The sequence below is a fragment of the Mycolicibacterium vaccae NBRC 14118 = CIP 105934 genome (genome assembly GCF_001552715.1).
GTDB classification, from domain to species: domain Bacteria; phylum Actinomycetota; class Actinomycetes; order Mycobacteriales; family Mycobacteriaceae; genus Mycobacterium; species Mycobacterium vaccae.
In genome coordinates this window covers 20348-35639 of the sequence record NZ_BCRS01000050.1, presented here as the reverse complement: position 1 = coordinate 35639, position 15292 = coordinate 20348, and the positions used below count along the sequence as shown (strand labels likewise).

Below are 15292 nucleotides of genomic sequence, written 5' to 3'. Positions count from 1 at the left end.
CGGGGCGCGGCTGCAGGCGATGGATGACGCCGCGCTGGCCGACCTGTCCGATGCGGGCGAAGTCATCATCGTGACAAGTACTTTCGGTGACGGCGGACCGCCGGACAACGGCGCCGACTTCTGGGACCGTCTCGGGTCGCCCGAGGCGCCGGCGCTGGACGGGGTGCGCTACACCGTGCTCGGCATCGGGGACCGGTCGTACGACAACTTCTGCGGCCACGCCAAATCGCTCGACGGGCGGCTTGCAGAGCTGGGCGCCACCCGCATGCTGGACCGCGTCGACTGCGAGGCCTACGACGACCAACCGATCGCACAGTGGGCCGATTCGGTCGTCGGGCTGATCGGTAGCGAGCAGAAGCCCGAAGCTCCGGAAGCGCCAGCGATTTTCACGCGGGCGAATCCGGTCGCCGTGCCGCTGTGCCGCAACGTGCGGCTCACCCCGGATGGCTCGGTGAAAGAGGTGCGGCAGTTCGGGTTCGACATCAGCGAACATGACGTCAGCTACTCCGTGGGCGACTCGCTGGGCGTCTGGGTAACCAATTCCGATGTCGCCGTGCAGATGTGGCTCTCCGCGACGGGCCTGCGCGGCTCCGAAGCGGTGATCGTGGACGGCGTTCAGATCTCGCTGCAGGAGGCGCTGACCGCGCATTACGACATCTGCAAGGTGACGCCGAACCTCATGTCCTTTGTCGCCGAGCACTGCCCGGACACCGGCACGGCAAAGCGGCTGCGCAGGAACCGCGGTGAGCTCGACAAGTGGCTGGTCAACCGCAACGGCCTCGACCTGGTCCGGGAGTTCCCGGTGCGCGCCGAGCCGCAGTTGTGGCAGGAAGTGCTGGTGCGGCTCACCCCGCGGCAGTACTCGATCTCGTCGAGCCCGCTGGTCAGCCCGCACGAGGTGCAGCTGACCACCGCGATCGTGCGGTACCGGGCCGCCGACGGCAGCCCGCGCGGCGGCGTCGCCTCGACTTACCTGGCCGACCTGCCCGACGGCACCCCGGTACCGGTGTTCGTGCAGCGGTCCCCGCACTTCCGGCCGCCCCAGGAGTCGCAGACCCCGATGATCATGGTCGGGCCCGGCACCGGGATCGCGCCGTTCCGTGGCTTCCTGCAGGAGCGCCGCGCACTCGGGCACCGCGGACCGAACTGGCTGTTCTTCGGCGACCGGCACCGCGAACAGAACTTCTACTACCGCGACGACCTGATCGACATGGTCGACGACGGTTTCCTGAACCGGCTCGACCTCGCCTTCTCCCGGGATCAGCCGCAACGCGTCTACGTGCAGCACAGGATGCTCGACTACGGCGCCGACCTGTGGCGCTGGCTCGACGACGGCGCGCATTTCTACGTGTGCGGCGACGCGACCCGGATGGCCCGCGACGTCGACGACGCGCTGACCGAGATCATCCGCGTCCACGGTGCGATGAACGCCGAGGCGGCGCGCGACTACAAACGCGAGATGGTGGCCGAGAAACGCTACGTGCGCGACGTGTACTGAGTGGTGCGCGGGCGCGCCGCGACGAGCAGCACACCGGCGACGAACAGCACCGCCGTCGTCACCGGGAAGTCGCCGTGGGGAGCAAAGCCGTTGGCGGACAACATGCTCAGCGCCAATGCGCACGCAGCGGTGCCGGCGTACAGCATGGCCTCGGCCACCCCGGCGGGAATCGGGACCGCGAACGTCGGGATCGGCGCCGCGAAGAAGCGTCGCTGCCAGAACAACAGGCACAGCAGCGCGGCGGTCACCACCGCCAGCACCAGCTCCCACTGCAGGCGGGCCAGCCACCAGGCGCCCGAACCGAGCTCAGGCTGGGGCAGCAGGCCCGTCGGATAACCCACCAGTGTCACCACGATGACCGGCAGCATGTGCCACAGGTACAGCGCCATCACGTTGTTGTTGGCCACGCCGAGCACCCGCGGCCAGACACCGCGCACCAGCACGCGGTTCAGCACCGGCACCAACGCGAGCAGCACGCAGATCTGCACGGTGGCGAGCGCCAGCAGCGCCACCGACGGCGGCGCGGAGTTCTCCACCCGCACCCCCGGCACCCCGATCATCGCGACCGGGTACGGGCCCCAGGTCACCAGCAGCGGCAGTGCTGCCGCGGCCACCGCGGCCAACGCCAGCAGCAGCCGGCGGCGCAGAAGGGCGCCGTGCCAGGCGATGCCGAGCTGATAGATCGCCGCCCAGCAGAAGAAATAGTTCAGCGTCCGGATCGCCGGGTGTTCGGTGCTGATCCCGACGACGTCGACGACCACGACGCCCGCGGCCAGCACGGCAGGCACCGCGAGCCCGAAGCGCCGGTGCGCGGCGACCGCGACCGGCGTCAGCACGACCACCATCAGGTACACCGCCAAGAACCACAGGTGCATGGCCACCGCCCAGCCGCCGAGGTCCAGCACGGAACCGTCGATGCCGGCCAGCAGCAGCACCGCGATCACCGCGAGCACGAAGCCGACGTAGACCGCGGTCGGGCCCAGGACGCGCGCGACCCGACGGCGCAGCCACTGCTGACGTGAGGTGGTGTCGGGGTCCCGCCGCGCCCAGGACACCGCGCTGGCGTAGCCGGCGACCGCGAAGAACACCGGCACGACCTGGAACCCCCAGGTGAGCCACTGCGTCCACGGCATCAGGACCAGCGGGTTGTCCCGGCCGAACTCGCCGTCGCGGTAGGTCATCACCGACAGCAGCCAGTGGCCGATGACGACGATCATCACCGCTGCGGATCGGTAGAGGTCGAGCGCGAGCTCGCGCGCCGGCGCCTGGGCTCGAGTGGTGTCCATCGGAGCCATTGTGACTGTCCGGCTCCCGCGAATGCGGGAGCCGGACAAGAGTGTCCGAGGGGGGACTTGAACCCCCACGCCCGTTAATAGGGCACTAGCACCTCAAGCTAGCGCGTCTGCCATTCCGCCACTCGGACCTGCTGTGCGGCGCTTAAGGCTAACGGATGAGCCGCCCCGGGCCCAAACCAGCCGAGCAGGGCAGTGTTACAAAGGGACATGTGAGCGGTCTTTCCCATGGTGGCGTCACGCCGGCCGACGAGGTCGTGGACCTCGTCAGCACCTTGATCCGGTTCGACACCTCGAACACCGGTGAACCGGCGACCACCAAGGGCGAGGCCGAATGCGCCCGCTGGGTGGCCGATCAGCTCGCCGAGGTGGGGTATGTCACCGAGTACGTCGAGGCCGGGGCGCCGGGCCGGGCCAACGTGTTCGCCCGGCTCGAAGGCGCCGACCGGTCGCGCGGCGCGCTGATGCTGCACGGGCATCTCGACGTGGTGCCCGCCGAGGCGTCGGACTGGAGCGTGCATCCGTTCTCCGGCGCCGTCAAGGACGGCTATGTCTGGGGCCGCGGCGCGGTGGACATGAAGGACATGGTCGGGATGATCATCGCGGTCGCCCGGCACTTCAAGCGGGCCGGCATCGTGCCGCCACGCGACCTGGTGTTCGCGTTCGTCTCCGACGAGGAGGCCGGCGGCAACTACGGCTGCAAGTGGCTGGTCGACAATCGCCCCGACCTGTTCGACAACGTCACCGAGGCCGTCGGCGAGGTGGGCGGGTTCTCGCTGACCGTGCCGCGCCACGATGGCGGGGAACGCCGGCTGTACCTGGTCGAGACCGCCGAGAAGGCGATGCTGTGGATGCGGCTGACCGCGCGCGGACGCGCCGGGCACGGCTCGATGGTGCACGACGACAACGCGGTCACCGCCGTCGCCGAGGCGGTCGCCAAGCTGGGCAGGCACCGGTTCCCGATCGTGCTCACCGAGTCGGTGGAACAGTTCCTCACCGCCGTCGGTGAAGAGACCGGGTACGCGTTCGACCCGGCGTCGCCCGACATCGAGGGCACCGTCGCCAAGCTCGGCGGGATCGCGCGGATCGTCAATGCCACACTGCGCGACACCGCCAACCCGACCATGCTCAAGGCCGGCTACAAGGCCAACGTCATCCCCGGATCGGCCGAGGCCGTCATCGACTGCCGGGTGCTGCCCGGGCGGCTGGCCGAGTTCGAGCGCGAGGTCGACGAGCTGATCGGCCCGGACGTGGAACGCGAATGGCTGACCGAGCTGCCGTCGTATGAGACCCCGTTCGACGGCGAGCTGCTCGAGGCGATGAACGGCGCGATCCTGGCCGCCGATCCCGAGGCCCGCACCGTGCCCTACATGCTCTCCGGCGGCACCGACGCAAAACACTTCGCCCGCTTGGGGATTCGCTGCTTCGGCTTTGCGCCGCTGCGACTGCCTCCCGAACTCGACTTCGCCGCCCTGTTCCACGGCGTGGACGAACGGGTACCTGTGGATGCGCTGACGTTCGGCGCGCAGGTGCTCGAGCACTTCCTGCTGCACTCCTAGTAATCCAACCGAGAGGATCCGCCGATGGCCTTCGACTACGACCCGTACTCGTTCCTTCCGAAGCTGCCCACCTTCACCGTGACGTCACAGTCGTTCGAGGACGGTCAGCCGTGGGGCAACGACCAGGTCAGCGGCATCATGGGCGCCGGCGGATCCGACATCTCGCCGCAGCTGAGCTGGTCGGGTTTCCCCGAGGAGACCCGCAGCTTCGCGGTCACCGTCTACGACCCCGACGCACCCACCGTGTCGGGGTTCTGGCACTGGGCGGTGTTCAATCTGCCCGCGACGGTCACCGATCTGCCCGCCGGTGTCGGCGACGGCAGCGCCAGCGGATTCCCCGGTGACGCGGTCACCCTCGCCAACGACGCGGGGCTGAAGCGCTTCATCGGCGCCGCGCCGCCGGCCGGGCACGGCCCGCACCGCTACATCGTGGCCGTGCACGCCGTCGGCGTGGAGAAGCTCGACGTGCCCGCCGACGCCACCCCGGCCTACCTGGGGTTCAACCTGTTCGGGCAGGCGATCGCCCGCGCGCTGATCACCGGGACCTACGAGCAGAACTAGCGCAGAGCGCTCCGGACCACAGGCGTCCCACCTATTCACCTTTTGCAGGGAAAGTGCGAGAGAACGCCTGCATTGTGTGGATAGGTGGGGCTTGTGGGACTGCGCGGCTTCAGAGCGACTGCGCGCCCTCGAACCTACCGCGCCGCCGAGCCGACCGCCGCTGTGAGACTGGAGAATCCGTTCTCGCGGAGGCGGACGGCGAGGCCGTCGTGCACGGTCCTGGCCCACATCCCGCCGCCGTACACGAACCCGGTGTAGCCCTGCAGCAGCGAGGCGCCCGAGGTGATGCGCTCCCATGCGTCGTCGGCGGTCTCGATACCGCCTGCGCTGACCAGCACCAGCTGATCGCCCACTCGGGCGTGGAGGCGGCGCAGCACCTCCAGTGACCGGCGGGCCACCGGCGGACCGGAGATGCCGCCTGGGCCCAACGCGTCCACCCCGGGTGTCACCAGGCCGTCCCGGGAGATCGTGGTGTTCGTCGCGACGATCCCGGCAAGTCCCAGATCGACTGCCAGATCGGCGATCTCGTCGATGTCCTGGTCGGCGAGGTCGGGTGCGATCTTGACCAGCACCGGCGTCGACGTCTGCTCGAGCACCGCCGACAAAATTGGCCGCAGCGACTCGACCGACTGCAGATCGCGCAGGCCGGGGGTGTTCGGCGAGCTGACATTGACCACCAGATAGGACGCCAGCCGACCGAGTAACCGTGCGCTCTCGGCGTAGTCGCGGGCGGCGCGCTCGGGCGGGGTCACCTTGGACTTGCCGATGTTGACCCCGATCGGCACCGACGGCGTCTGTCCGGCCAGCCGGGCCGCCAGTGCCCGGGCCCCGTGGTTGTTGAAGCCCATGCGGTTGAGCAGCGCCCGGTCGGCGGGCAACCGGAACATCCGCGGCCGCGGATTGCCCGGCTGCGCCTGCGCGGTCACGGTGCCGACCTCGGCGTAGCCGAAACCCAGTGCGCCCCAAGTCTTCAGGCCGGTGCCGTCCTTGTCGAATCCGGCTGCCAGGCCCAGCGGCCCAGGGAACCGCACCCCGAACACCGTGCTGGCCAGAATCGGATCGTGCGGCGCCAGCCGGCGCTCCAGCCGTTCGCGCAGGGGGCGAGGCCGGGTCGCGGCCCGCAGCCCGGCGAACACCACGGTGTGAATGCGCTCGGGGGGCACCAGGAACAGCGCCTTGCGCAACGTCGTGTACATCTACGGCCCCGGCTGATCGGGTCCGGGCACGGCATCGGCACGCTTCTTGCGGCGCAACAACACCCTCCGCGAGCCGTCGGTGTACAGCCGCACCCGGGTCAGCTCCCAGCCGCGGTACTCCGCCTCGATCGACAGCCTGGTGGACGCGTTGACCCGGGTGAGCTCCGGCGGCAGGCGCAGCGGAATCCACTCGTACTCACCGGGATCCTCGGACACCACCTTGTCCCACGCCGCCGGCATCCGGCCGCGCGCCGCCCGGCTCACGGGGCAGCCTCCGGGATCGCCTGCACCCCGGCGCCCGCGGCGGACACCACGTACAGGGTGTTCGACGCATCGTCGAAGGCCAGGGAGTTCGGTTGCCGCACGGTTCGATAACGCACCTTCTCGACGGGGATGCCGGTGGCCAGATCGTAGCCAACGACGGTGTTCGTCGCCGTCTGCGCCACCCACACCAGACCGTTCTGTCCCGGCGAGCCGGCCACGCCGTACGGCGCGTCGGGCACCGGATAGCGCTGGCGCAGGATCAGCGGATTCAGCCCGTACACCAGTAACTCCTGGCCGCGGGTGTCGGTGACCAGCACGCGTCCGGCGCCGTCGGCGGCCATCGTGGTGGCGCCCTCGCCGGCGCGCAGCGCGTGTTCGGACTTGGTGCCCTCGGCGTTCAGACTGGTCACCGAGGTCTGTCCGCGGTCGAGCACCACCGCGGTGTCACCCTGGGTCACGATCGCGTCCACCCGGGCGAAGATCTTCAGCTGGGCGCCGACCTCGGTCTCGGAGGCCAGCGTGTACACCGATCCGTCGGCACTGCCCAGCACCAGCCGACCGTCGCCGCGGCGGGCGATCGCGGTGAAGTCGACCCCGTCCTGGCCCTCGACCGCCACCTTGGTCGCGTCGCCGGTGGCGACGTCGAACCGGAGGTAGCCGCCGCGGGCCGACAGGAACGCCCGGCCCTCGTCGTCGACGGCCAGCGCGGTCACCGGTTCGGGAAGCGCGTGCGGTGTCTGCGCCCCGGACGGCGTGACCACGGTGAGCAGCGCGCCGTCGGGGGTGGGGGACAGCACCAGAAGCGATCCGGACCCGGTGTCGAAGGCCGCGGCCTGCGCGTCGCCGGGCAGCGGCCACACCTGCCCGTCGGGTGTCCCGGTGACCGGCGGCGAGTCCGCGGCGCGCGCGGGTTCGATGGTCGGCGGCGGGGTGTCGACCGCGTTCGACGAACAACCGGCCACCAGCGTCAGCGCCAGCGCGGCGATCCCCAGACGGACCAGGTGGCCTGGTGAGTTTATGTGGCGAGACAACGGGTAGCTCTCGGTTCTGGGGCGGTGGAGTCGATCGGAGCCAGTGTATGCAACGTCGAAACGGCGGGCCGGAGCGTCCGCGGCTCCCTGGGACCGAAGACGGCGGTATGGTACATACCATGACCCTCACAGCTGACAGTGACGTCACTGACCGGGGCTTCACCGTGGAAGTCATCACCACAGGGGTGCATGCCAGCGGTTTCGGCGAGGTCGGCGACGGCCGCAGCTTCTCCTTTCGCGTGGAGCGCCATGCCCTCGTGGTCGAGGTCTACCGGCCCCGGCTGCGCAATCCGGTCCCGCAGGCCGAAGACGTCGTCGCCACCGCGACCCGCAAACTCACCGACATCGACGTGACCGACGAGCGCAGCCTGATCGCCGCGGTCCGCGACGCGGTCGCCGCGGCGCAACCGGTCACCCGCAACGCCCGCTGAGCGCCGCGCCGCCCGAGTCACGGTACGGTCGTCGTCGTGACGGGGGCGGAGATGTCGTGGCTGCAGGTCGTCGTTCTCTCGGTGCTGCAGGGGTTGACCGAGTTCCTGCCGGTGTCCTCGTCGGGACACCTGGCGATCGCGTCGAAGGTGTTCTTCGACGGTGACGCCGGGGCGTCCTTCACCGCGGTGAGCCAGCTCGGCACCGAAGCCGCGGTGCTGGTCTACTTCGCCCGCGACATCGTGCGGATCGTCAAGGCCTGGTTCGGCGGACTGTTCCGGGGCGGCGCACGTGACGCCGACTACTGGCTGGGCTGGTGGGTGATCATCGGCACCATCCCGATCAGCGTGATCGGGTTGCTGTTCAAGGACGAGATCCGCACCGGCGCACGCAATCTGTGGCTGGTGGCCACCGCCCTGATCGTGTTCTCGTTCGTCATCGCCGCCGCCGAGTACGCCGGCAGGCAGACCCGGCGCGTCGAGCAGCTCACCTGGAAGGACGCCGTCATCGTCGGTTTCGCGCAGTGCCTGGCGCTGGTGCCCGGGGTGTCGCGCTCGGGCGCGACGATCAGTGCCGGTTTGTTCCTCGGCATGGAGCGCGAGCTGGCCGCCCGGTTCGGCTTCCTGCTGGCGATCCCCGCGGTGTTCGCCTCGGGCCTGTTCTCACTGCCGGACGCGTTCAACCCGGTCGGGGAGGGCATGAGCGCCAGCGGCACCCAGCTGTTCGTCTCCACGCTGATCGCGTTCGTGGTCGGCTACGCCGCGGTGGCCTGGTTCCTGCGCTTCCTCGTCCGGCACAGCATGTACTGGTTCGTCGGCTATCGCATCGTGCTCGGCACCGTGGTGCTGATCCTGCTCTCGGCCGGGGTGGTGTCGGCGACATGACCGACGAGCGCTTGCGCGAGGAGACGACATGACCGTTCTGCTGCTGCGCCACGGGCGCTCGACGTCGAACACCGCGCACACACTGGCGGGCCGCTCCGAGGGCGTCGATCTCGACGACCGCGGGCGCGAACAGGCGGCGGCGCTGGTCGAGCGGCTCGCGGAGCTGCCGATCCGGGCGATCGTGCGCTCCCCGCTGCTGCGTTGCGAACGCACCGTCGAACCGCTGGCCGCCGCACTGGGGATACAGCCGGTGGTCGACGAGCGCATCATCGAGGTGGACTACGGCTCGTGGACCGGACGCAAGATCGGCGAGCTCGTCAAGGAGCCGCTGTGGGCGGTGGTGCAGCAGCAACCCAGCGCCGCGGTGTTCCCCGAGGGTGAGGGCCTGGCCGCCGTGCAGGCCCGTGCGGTCGCCGCGGTGCGCGAACACGACCGCAGGCTCGCCGACGAACACGGCGGTGACGCGCTGTGGATCGCCTGCACCCACGGTGACGTGATCAAGTCCGTGCTGGCCGACGCGCTGGGCACCCACCTGGACAGCTTCCAGCGCATCAACGCCGACCCGGCGTCGGTGAGCGTGATCCGCTACACCCCGGTGCGGCCCTTCGTCATCCACGTCAACCACACCGGCGCAGCGCTGAACTCCGCGCTGTCGAGCCCGCCGCCCCCGGCGCCTTCGGACACCGGCGAGGTGCCCGGTGGAGACGCCGTGGTCGGCGGTTCCACCGGCTGACGGTATTTTGGAAACTGCCATGGCCCGCGAAATCCACGTCTTCCGCACACCCGACCGCTTCGTGGCCGGGACCGTCGGCCAACCGGGAAACCGGACCTTCTACCTGCAGGCGGTACACGACAAGCGGGTCGTCTCCGTGGTGCTGGAAAAGCAGCAGGTCGCGGTGCTCGCCGAGCGCATCGCCGCGCTGCTGCTGGAGATCAACCGCCGCTTCGGCACCCCGATCCCGCCCGAGACCGGTGAGGTCGAGGACCTCAGCCCCCTGATCACCCCGGTGGATGCGGAGTTCCGGGTCGGCACCATGGGTCTGGGCTGGGATTCGGAAGCCCAGACGGTGGTGGTCGAGCTGCTGGCCGTCTCCGAGACCGAGTTCGACGCGTCGGTCGTGCTCGACGACGCCGAAGAGGGGCCCGACGCGGTGCGGGTGTTCCTGACCCCCGAGTCCGCCCGGCAGTTCGCCGCCCGCTCCAATCGGGTGATCTCGGCAGGGCGCCCGCCCTGCCCGTTGTGCGAGGAGCCGCTGGACCCCGAGGGACACATCTGCGTCCGGACCAACGGTTACCGGCGCGGAGCGCTCTCCGGGTCCGACGATGACGAGCTCTGATTCCGCAGAGGTGCTGCGCGACGGTGAGCTGACCGTGCTCGGACGGATCCGCTCGGCGAGTAACGCGACGTTCCTGTGCGAGGCCACCCTCGGGGAGACCACCCGGCACTGCGTGTACAAGCCGGTGCGTGGCGAGGCACCGCTGTGGGACTTCCCCGACGGCACCCTGGCCGGGCGGGAGGTCGCGTCGTACCTGGTGTCAGCCGCGCTGGGCTGGAACGTGGTGCCCTACACCATCATTCGGGACGGACCGGCCGGACCCGGCATGCTGCAGCGCTGGGTCGACCAGCCGGGGGACGAGGACCCCGACACCGCACCCGACCGTGGTCCCGATCTGATCGACCTGCTGCCCGCCGGTGACATCCCGCCCGGATTCCTGCCGGTGCTGCAGGCCTACGACTACGCCGGCGACGAGGTGGTGCTGGTGCACGCCGACGACGACCGGCTGCGCCGCATCGCGGTGTTCGACGTGCTGATCAACAACGCCGACCGCAAGGGCGGCCATGTGCTGCACGGCGTGGACGGCCACGTGTACGGGGTCGATCACGGCGTCGCGCTGCACGTCGAGGACAAGCTGCGCACCGTGCTGTGGGGCTGGTCCGGCAAACCCGTCGACGACGACACGCTCACCGACGTCGCGGCGCTGGGCGAGAAACTGAAATCCGACCTGGGCGCTGAACTGTGCGGGCTGATCACCCCCCGCGAGGTGGCCGCGCTGCGTGCCAGAGTCGTTGGCCTGCTGCGCAATCCGGTGATGCCGACACCGGACCGGCGACGGCCGATCCCGTGGCCCGCCTTCTGACGTGATCTACTTGCCGGGTGACCCTCACCGACGCAGATCTGGCCGCCGCCGTGGCCGAAGAGGCCGGTGAGCTGCTGCTGGCGATGCGCGAGCAGCTGGGCTTCTACGACCCCTACGACCTGGGCGACGCCGGCGACATGCGCGCCAACACGCTGATCCTGGACCGGCTGCACAGGGCCCGCCCCCACGACGCGGTGTTGTCCGAGGAGGCCGTCGACGACGTGTCCCGGGTCGACGCCGACCGGGTGTGGATCGTCGACCCGGTCGACGGCACCTACGAGTACTCGATGCCGGGCCGGCCCGACTGGGCGGTGCACATCGCGCTGTGGCAACGCCACGCACCCGGTGGCACGCCCACCATCACCGACGCCGCCGTCGCGCTGCCCGCCCGCGGCGAGGTGTACCGCACCGACACCGTCAGCCCGCCGCCGCCGCGCGAGGAAGGCCCGATCCGGATCACCGCCAGCTCCAACCGCCCGCCCGCGGTGCTGTGGCAGCTGCGCGAACACATGGACATCCAGCTCGTCCGGATCGGTTCGGCGGGCGCCAAGGCGATGGCGGTGGTGCGCGGCGACGTCGACGCCTACCTGCATGCCGGTGGCCAGTGGGAGTGGGACTCGGCGGCACCGGCCGGAGTGCTGTGGGCGGCCGGGATGCACGCGTCGCGCATCGACGGGTCACCGCTGATCTACAACCGCCGCGACCCCTACCTGCCGGATCTGCTGATGTGCAGGCCCGAGCTGGCCGGGGTTCTGCTGGAGGGGATCTGGGCGGCACACCGGGAATGAAACGGCCCTCGGATTTGTCGCACTCGGCAATGTCTAGAGTCGATGTCATGCAATCGTGGTCCGCGCCGGACGTGCCGGCGCTGCCGGGACGTGGTCCGCAGTTGCGGCTCTACGACAGCGCGGATCGCCAGGTGCGGCCCGTCGCCGCCGGCGACACCGCAACGATGTACGTGTGCGGCATCACCCCCTATGACGCGACCCATCTGGGTCACGCGGCGACCTACCTCACGTTCGACCTGGTGCATCGGCTGTGGCTGGACAGCGGCCACGACGTGCACTACGTGCAGAACATCACCGACGTCGACGACCCACTGTTCGAACGCGCACAGCGCGACGGAATCGGCTGGCGCGAACTCGGCGACCGCGAGACCGACCTGTTCCGCGAGGACATGGCGGCGCTGCGGGTGCTGCCGCCGCGCGACTATGTGGCCGCCACCGAGGCCATCGCCGAGGTCATCGAACTCGTGGAGAAGATGCTGGCTTCCGGCGCCGCCTACGTCGTCGAGGATGCGGAGTACCCGGACGTGTACTTCCGCGCCGACGCGACCGTGCAGTTCGGCTACGAGTCGGGCTATGACCGCGACACGATGATGGCGCTGTTCGCCGAACGCGGCGGCGACCCGGACCGGCCCGGCAAGAGTGATCCGCTGGACGCGCTGCTGTGGTTGGCCGCGCGTCCCGGCGAGCCGAGTTGGCCGTCCCCGTTCGGACCCGGCCGACCGGGCTGGCACGTGGAGTGCGCTGCGATCGCGCTCAGCCGTATCGGCACCGGGCTGGACATCCAGGGCGGCGGCAGCGACCTGATCTTCCCGCACCACGAGTTCTCCGCCGCGCACGCCGAATGCGTCTCGGGCGAGCGGCGTTTCGCCCGCCACTACGTCCACTCCGGCATGATCGGCTGGGACGGGCACAAGATGTCCAAGAGCCGCGGCAACCTGGTGCTGGTGTCCCAGCTGCGCCGCGACGGTGTCGATCCGGCCGCGATCCGGCTCGGGCTGTTCGCCGGCCATTACCGCCAGGACCGCTTCTGGAGCCCGGAGGTCCTCGCCGAAGCGCAGGCGCGGCTGCAGCGCTGGCGCAGCGCGACCGCGCTCCACGGCGCCCCGGACGCCGCCGATGTGGTGGCGCGGGTGCGGCGTTACCTGGCCGACGATCTCGACACCCCCAAAGCGCTTGCCGCGCTGGATGGTTGGGCCACCGATGCGTTGTCCTACGGCGGCCACGACGACACCGCGGGCGCAACGGTGGCCACCGCGGTCGACGCGCTGCTCGGCGTTCAGCTGTAAAGCCCCCGCCATCGAGTAGGTTTCGGCCATGAGTTCGGTGGCGGGAAAGACGGTATTCATCACCGGTGGGGCCCGCGGGGTCGGCGCCGAAGTCGCCCGCCGGCTGCACGCCAAGGGCGCCAGCCTGGTGCTCACCGATCTGGACGAGGCGGCGCTGACCGAACTGCGGGATCAGCTGGGAGCCGAGCGCGTGCACACCGTGGTCGCCGACGTACGTGAGCTGACGGCCATGCAGGACGCGGCCGCCGCCGCGGTGGACCGGTTCGGCGGCATCGACGTGGTGATGGCCAACGCCGGGATCGCGACCTACGGTTCGGTGCTGCAGGTCGATCCGGAGGCGTTCCGCACACTGATGGACGTCAACGTCGTCGGCGTCTTCAACACCGTGCGCGCCACGCTGCCCTCGGTGCTGGAGCGCCGCGGCTATGTGCTGATCGTCTCCTCGCTCGCCGCGTATGCGGCCGCACCGGGATTGGCCCCGTACAACAGCGCGAAAGCCGCCGTCGAACACCTGGCCAACGCACTGCGCCTGGAGGTCGGCTTCCGCGGTGTGGCCGTCGGCTCGGCGCACATGTCCTGGATCGACACCCCGATGGTCCGCGACACCAAGGTCGACCTGCCGACGTTCACCGAGATGCTGAGCCGGCTGCCGTTCCCGCTGAACCGGACCACGTCGGTGGAGGCGTGCGGGGCGGCCTTCGTCGCCGGCATCGAGAAGCGCAAACGCCAGATCAACTGTCCCCGCTGGGTCGGGGCGCTGCGCTGGCTCAAACCGGTGCTGTCCACGCCCGTCGGGGAGGGGCCGGTGCGCAGGTTCGTGCCCGATCTGCTGCCGAGGATGGACGCCGAGGTGGCTGCGCTCGGCCGGTCCGTGGGGACACGCACCCAGAAGCTGGCGGACAACTGATGCCGGCGCTGCGCCGCCTGGCCGCCGCCGCGACGGCACTGCTGCTGCTGGCCGGCTGCAGCACCGACACGTCCGCGCCGGAGGACACGTCGGCCCCGCCCGCGCCGGACACCGCGGGGGCCGTCAGCCCCGCCGAGGCGCGCGCGATCGCCAAGGAGGCCTACGTCTACGGCTTCCCGCTGGTCGACAACTACCGCGTGCAGTACAGCTACTTCGTCGACAGGGACGATCCGGAGTACAAGGGCGGCTGGAACCAGGTGCACAGCACCGCGCGCCTGTACACGCCTGCCGACACCGCGATCCAGACACCCAACGCGGACACGCCGTACTCGATGCTGGGCGCCGATCTGCGCGCCGAGCCGCTGGTGCTGACCGTGCCGCCGATCCAGCAGGACCGCTACTACTCGTTGCAGTTCGTCGACGGCTACACCTACAACTTCGCCTACGTCGGCAGTCGCACCACCGGCAACGGCGGCGGTCGGTATCTGCTCGCCGGGCCGGGCTGGCAGGGCGAGAAACCCGAGGGCGTCGACGAGGTCATCCGATCGGACACCGAGCTGGCCTTCGTGCTCTACCGCACCCAGCTGTTCGGCCCGTCCGACATCGAGGAGGTCCGCAAGATCCAGGCGGGCTATCAGGTTGCCCCGCTGTCGGTGTATCTCAACCAGCCGTCGCCCGAACCCGCACCCGCGATCGACTTCGTTCCGCCACTGCCGCCCGAGCAGCAGCGCACCTCACCGCAGTTCTTCGAGATCCTGAACTTCGCGTTGCGGTTCGCCCCCGAGCTGCCCGACGAGAAGGGGGTGCGGCAGCGATTCGCGAAGATCGGCATCGGCCCCGACGGGAATTTCGACGCCGACGCGCTGAGCCCGCAGATGCGCGCCGCGATCGAGGGCGGGATGGCCGACGCGTGGACCGAGTTCGACACGTTCAAGAGAACCGAGGTCGACACCGGTGAGGTCGGCTCGGCGCAGTTCTTCGGTTCTAGAGAGGACCTGAAGGGCAACTACCTGTACCGGATGGCCGGCGCCGTGCTCGGGATCTATGGCAACACCGCCGCGGAGGCGATCTACCCGGGCGCGTTCAACGACTCCACCGGCCAGCCCCTGTCCGGCGCGAACAACTACGTGTACCGGTTCCCGTCGGGCGGTCTGCCGCCGGTCAACGCGTTCTGGTCGCTGACCGTGTACGAGCTGCCGGCCAGTCGGCTCGTCGAGAACCCGATCAAGCGCTACCTGATCAACTCGGAGATGCTGCCCAGCCTGGTGCCCGACCCCGACGGCGGCTACACGTTCTACATCCAGAACGCCTCGCCGGGCATCGAGCGGGAGTCGAACTGGCTGCCCGCGCCGAAGGGTCCGTTCTCGCTGGTGCTGCGGCTGTACTGGCCCAAACCGGATGCGCTCAACGGCACGTGGAAGCCGCCGCAGCCCGAAAAGGCCTAGACCTTCTGCGCGA

Annotated in this window: 16 protein-coding genes and 1 tRNA gene; 12 read left to right on the top strand and 5 right to left on the bottom strand. The window is 70.0% G+C overall.

Annotated elements, in window-relative coordinates:
- Positions 1–1498: diflavin oxidoreductase (locus tag MVA01S_RS11870; RefSeq protein ID WP_169801755.1), on the top strand; the 1498-nt coding region annotated here is incomplete at its 5' end.
- On the opposite strand, the gene MVA01S_RS11865 is transcribed toward MVA01S_RS11870, so the two are convergent.
- On the bottom strand, positions 1477–2784 hold the full coding sequence (locus tag MVA01S_RS11865; protein WP_003933151.1) for an acyltransferase family protein: 1308 nt from the start codon (positions 2782–2784) through the stop codon (positions 1477–1479). The genes MVA01S_RS11870 and MVA01S_RS11865 overlap by 22 nt on opposite strands.
- A gap of 51 nt (positions 2785–2835) precedes the next feature.
- Positions 2836–2921, bottom strand: a tRNA-Leu gene (locus MVA01S_RS11860).
- 81 nt (positions 2922–3002) lie between these two features.
- On the opposite strand from MVA01S_RS11860, the gene MVA01S_RS11855 reads away from it, so the two are divergent.
- Positions 3003–4349, top strand: coding sequence for a M20/M25/M40 family metallo-hydrolase (locus MVA01S_RS11855; RefSeq protein WP_040542896.1), 1347 nt, complete (start codon positions 3003–3005; stop codon positions 4347–4349).
- Positions 4350–4373: 24 nt separating this feature from the next.
- A complete protein-coding gene (locus MVA01S_RS11850) occupies positions 4374–4910 on the top strand; it encodes a YbhB/YbcL family Raf kinase inhibitor-like protein (protein ID WP_003933149.1) in 537 nt (178 codons plus the stop codon).
- 134 nt (positions 4911–5044) lie between these two features.
- Here the strand turns inward: MVA01S_RS11850 and MVA01S_RS11845 are convergent, their stop codons facing one another.
- From MVA01S_RS11845 to MVA01S_RS11835, 3 genes are read right to left on the bottom strand one after another with little or no spacing between them, the layout of a single operon-like run.
- The gene (locus tag MVA01S_RS11845) at positions 5045–6106 is read right to left on the bottom strand and encodes a quinone-dependent dihydroorotate dehydrogenase (RefSeq protein ID WP_003933148.1); all 1062 of its coding nucleotides are present in this window, start codon (positions 6104–6106) and stop codon (positions 5045–5047) included.
- Positions 6107–6370: a DUF5703 family protein gene (locus MVA01S_RS11840; protein WP_003933147.1), complete on the bottom strand. Its 264-nt coding sequence runs from the start codon at positions 6368–6370 to the stop codon at positions 6107–6109.
- Positions 6367–7401, bottom strand: a complete 1035-nt coding sequence (locus MVA01S_RS11835; protein ID WP_051015377.1) for an NHL repeat-containing protein — start codon at positions 7399–7401, stop codon at positions 6367–6369. The genes MVA01S_RS11840 and MVA01S_RS11835 overlap by 4 nt, the downstream gene beginning before the upstream one ends.
- A gap of 119 nt (positions 7402–7520) precedes the next feature.
- Here MVA01S_RS11835 and MVA01S_RS11830 point away from each other — a divergent pair, with 119 nt between their 5' ends.
- Genes MVA01S_RS11830 through MVA01S_RS11790 form a run of 9 tightly spaced genes read left to right on the top strand, consistent with a single transcriptional unit; the run spans position 7521 to position 15279 of the window.
- Entirely contained in the window at positions 7521–7832 is a 312-nt protein-coding gene (locus tag MVA01S_RS11830) for a hypothetical protein (protein ID WP_003933145.1), read from the top strand.
- A 51-nt stretch (positions 7833–7883) separates the two neighbouring features.
- Positions 7884–8714, top strand: coding sequence for an undecaprenyl-diphosphate phosphatase (locus MVA01S_RS11825; protein WP_003933144.1), 831 nt, complete (start codon positions 7884–7886; stop codon positions 8712–8714).
- Positions 8715–8742: 28 nt separating this feature from the next.
- The gene (locus tag MVA01S_RS11820) at positions 8743–9447 is read left to right on the top strand and encodes a histidine phosphatase family protein (RefSeq protein WP_003933143.1); all 705 of its coding nucleotides are present in this window, start codon (positions 8743–8745) and stop codon (positions 9445–9447) included.
- A 19-nt stretch (positions 9448–9466) separates the two neighbouring features.
- Positions 9467–10051 carry an Rv2134c family protein gene (locus MVA01S_RS11815; protein WP_003933142.1) on the top strand — a complete coding sequence of 195 codons (585 nt, stop codon included), beginning with the start codon at positions 9467–9469 and terminating at the stop codon, positions 10049–10051.
- Positions 10038–10853: an Rv2133c family protein gene (locus tag MVA01S_RS11810; protein ID WP_040542893.1), complete on the top strand. Its 816-nt coding sequence runs from the start codon at positions 10038–10040 to the stop codon at positions 10851–10853. Before MVA01S_RS11815 ends, MVA01S_RS11810 begins: the two co-directional genes overlap by 14 nt.
- Before the next feature lie 17 nt (positions 10854–10870).
- Positions 10871–11641 (top strand): 3'(2'),5'-bisphosphate nucleotidase CysQ, encoded by a 771-nt coding sequence (locus MVA01S_RS11805; protein ID WP_003933140.1) that lies wholly within the window; start codon positions 10871–10873, stop codon positions 11639–11641.
- A 47-nt stretch (positions 11642–11688) separates the two neighbouring features.
- Positions 11689–12927, top strand: a complete 1239-nt coding sequence (gene mshC / locus MVA01S_RS11800) for a cysteine--1-D-myo-inosityl 2-amino-2-deoxy-alpha-D-glucopyranoside ligase (protein WP_003933139.1) — start codon at positions 11689–11691, stop codon at positions 12925–12927.
- Between the two features lie 28 nt (positions 12928–12955).
- Entirely contained in the window at positions 12956–13834 is an 879-nt protein-coding gene (locus MVA01S_RS11795) for an SDR family oxidoreductase (protein ID WP_003933138.1), read from the top strand.
- A complete protein-coding gene (locus MVA01S_RS11790; protein ID WP_003933137.1) occupies positions 13834–15279 on the top strand; it encodes a DUF1254 domain-containing protein in 1446 nt (481 codons plus the stop codon). Before MVA01S_RS11795 ends, MVA01S_RS11790 begins: the two co-directional genes overlap by 1 nt.
- The last annotated feature ends 13 nt before the right edge of the window (positions 15280–15292 follow it).